At 50.5% G+C, this 3,144-nt stretch carries 1 rRNA gene; it reads right to left on the reverse strand.

The features are described 5' to 3' along the window. A 23S ribosomal RNA gene (locus tag CI597_RS17420) occupies positions 1–2,871 on the reverse strand; the annotation flags it as partial. Between the last annotated feature and the right edge of the window lie 273 nt (positions 2,872–3,144).

The following is a 3,144-nucleotide window of genomic DNA, read 5'->3' on the forward strand; positions in this document are numbered from 1 at the left end:
ACTTCCACCTCTGCCCTATCTACCTCGTCGTCTTCAAGGGGTCTTACTAGATTACTCTATGGGAAATCTTATCTTTAGGGGGGCTTCACGCTTAGATGCCTTCAGCGTTTATCCCTTCCAGACTTGGCTACTCTGCTATGCATTTGGTAATACAACAGATCCACCAGTGGTCCGTCCATCCCGGTCCTCTCGTACTAAGGACAGCTCCTATCAAATTTCCTCCGCCTGCGCCGGATAGGGACCGAACTGTCTCACGACGTTCTGAACCCAGCTCGCGTACCGCTTTAATGGGCGAACAGCCCAACCCTTGGAACCTGCTACAGCTCCAGGATGCGATGAGCCGACATCGAGGTGCCAAACCACTCCGTCGATGTGAACTCTTGGGAGTGATAAGCCTGTTATCCCCAGGGTAGCTTTTATCCGTTGAGCGATGGCAATCCCACGTTATACCACCGGATCACTAAGTCCTACTTTCGTACCTGCTCCACCCGTCGGTGTCACAGTCAAGCCTTCTTCTGCCTTTGCACTCTGCGAATGGTTTCCGTCCATTCTGAGAAGACCTTTGAGCGCCTCCGATACCCTTTCGGAGGCGACCGCCCCAGTCAAACTCCCCACCTGACATTGTCCCCCAACCAGATCATGGCTGTTGGTTAGAAATCCAATACTGCAAGGGTGGTATCCCAACAGTGACTCCAAAAGGACTGGCGTCCTTCTTTCTCAGTCTCCCACCTATCCTGTACATGCAGTACCGAATCCCAGTATCAAGCTGGAGTAAAGCTCCATGGGGTCTTTCCGTCCTGGCGCAGGTAACCAGCATCTTCACTGGTATTTCAATTTCACCGGGTGTGTTGTTGAGACAGTGCCCAAATCATTACGCCTTTCGTGCGGGTCGGAACTTACCCGACAAGGAATTTCGCTACCTTAGGACCGTTATAGTTACGGCCGCCGTTTACTGGGGCTTAAGTTCAGACCTTCGCGATCACTCGCTAAGCCCTCCCCTTAACCTTCCAGCACCGGGCAGGCGTCAGCCCATATACTTCACCTTGCGGTTTTGCATAGACCTGTGTTTTTGCTAAACAGTTGCTTGGGCCAATTCTCTGCGGCCAGTCTTACCTGGCACTCCTTCTCCCGAAGTTACGGAGTCATTTTGCCGAGTTCCTTAACAACACTTCTCCCGTCGGCCTTAGGATTCTCTCCTCATCCACCTGTGTCGGTTTACGGTACGGGCACATAAAAAACAATAGCGGCTTTTCTTGACAGCTGGGGGCCTGGGCTTCCCTACTTTTGTTCGGTCCGCGTAACGCCTTTGCCTTGCATGGGGGATTTGCCTCCCATACGGCTACTTCGCTTGCACCAGTCTTTCCATTCCTGGCTCCCATTTCCCTTCTGTGTCCCCACAGTTCTGTTTTTATGTGGTACTGGAATCTCAACCAGTTATCCATCGACTACGGCTCTCGCCCTCGCCTTAGGTCCCGACTTACCCAGAGCAGATCAGCTTTACTCTGGAAACCTTAGATATTCGGCCGGAAGGATTCTCACCTTCCTCTCGCTACTCATTCCGGCATTCTCTCTTCTAAGCAGTCCACCACTCCTTTCGGTATGGCTTCATCCCGCTTACAATGCTCCTCTACCAATGTATTTCTACATTCCACAGCTTCGGTGTCGTGTTTTAGCCCCGGACATTTTCGGCGCAGGATCTCTCGACTAGTGAGCTATTACGCACTCTTTCAATGTATGGCTGCTTCTAAGCCAACGTCCTAGTTGTCTTTGAAATCCCACATCCTTTTCCACTTAACACGTACTTTGGGACCTTAGCTGGTGGTCTGGGCTCTTTCCCTTTCGACTGTCCAACTTATCTCGTACAGTCTGACTCCCATCAATCATCTGACTGGCATTCGGAGTTTGATATGTTTTGGTAAGCTTTGACGCCCCCTAGACAATTCAGTGCTCTACCTCCAGCAGACTTTGATGAGGCTAGCCCTAAAGCTATTTCGAGGAGAACCAGCTATCTCCGGGTTCGATTGGAATTTCTCCGCTATCCACACCTCATCCCCACCCTTTTCAACGGATGTGGGTTCGGTCCTCCACTTCCTCTTACGGAAGCTTCAACCTGGACATGGATAGGTCACCCGGTTTCGGGTCTGCCCTCACTGACTGTTATGACCACACAAAGTGTGATCATCTACCGCGCTCTTAACGCTTGCTTTCACTTCGGCTCCAGACCTTAAGTCCTTAACCTTGCCAGTACGGGCAACTCGCCGGACCGTTCTACAAAAAGTACGCAGTTCCCCATCTAAAGGGGTTCCACAGCTTGTAAACATAGGGTTTCAGGTTCTCTTTCACTCCCCTCCCGGGGTCCTTTTCACCTTTCCTTCACAGTACTATGCGCTATCGGTCACTAAGGAGTATTTAGCCTTACGGGGTGGTCCCCGCTCATTCCCACAAGGTTTCTCGTGTCTCGTGGTACTCTGGATCCTGCCAGGGTACTTCTGACTTCGGATACGGGGCTTTCACCCTCTCTGGCCGGCCTTCCCAGGCCGTTCTCCTGTCATACATAATCCCATGTTGCAGTCCGAACCCCAGAATGCACGCATTCTGGTTTGGGCTCTTTCCATTTCGCTCGCCGCTACTTTGGAAATCGAGGTTTCTTTCTCTTCCTCCGGGTACTTAGATGTTTCAGTTCCCCGGGTTCCCCACGTATGGCTATGGATTCACCATACGCTGACGGAGGGATACTCCGCCGGGTTTCCCCATTCAGAGATCTGCGGATCAAAGGATATTTGCTCCTCCCCGCAGCTTATCGCAGCTTATCACGTCTTTCATCGGCTCTTAGTGCCAAGGCATCCACCCTACGCTCTTTCTACTTTAACCATAGAACGGACGATAGTTGTTCTATCATCCTCATTGTCATCTAGCGTGATGACAACGGGTAATTCGTTTTGTTTGATGTCTTGTCATTTCTTATAAAAAATAACTTTTTGTGTTCTGTATGAAGTTTTCAAGGTACATCCGCGTATGCAGGATTGAAAGCACAAGGAAAACGGAATTCTGTGTGGAATGTTTACATTCCTAAGCAGAATTACTTTTTGCTTGTATTAGCGGCTCTGCCGCGATCGAAGAGACGAAGTCTCTGAGATGCTTTCA

The organism is Anaerostipes hominis (ex Lee et al. 2021), assembly GCF_002270485.1.
Classification (GTDB): domain Bacteria; phylum Bacillota; class Clostridia; order Lachnospirales; family Lachnospiraceae; genus Anaerostipes; species Anaerostipes hominis.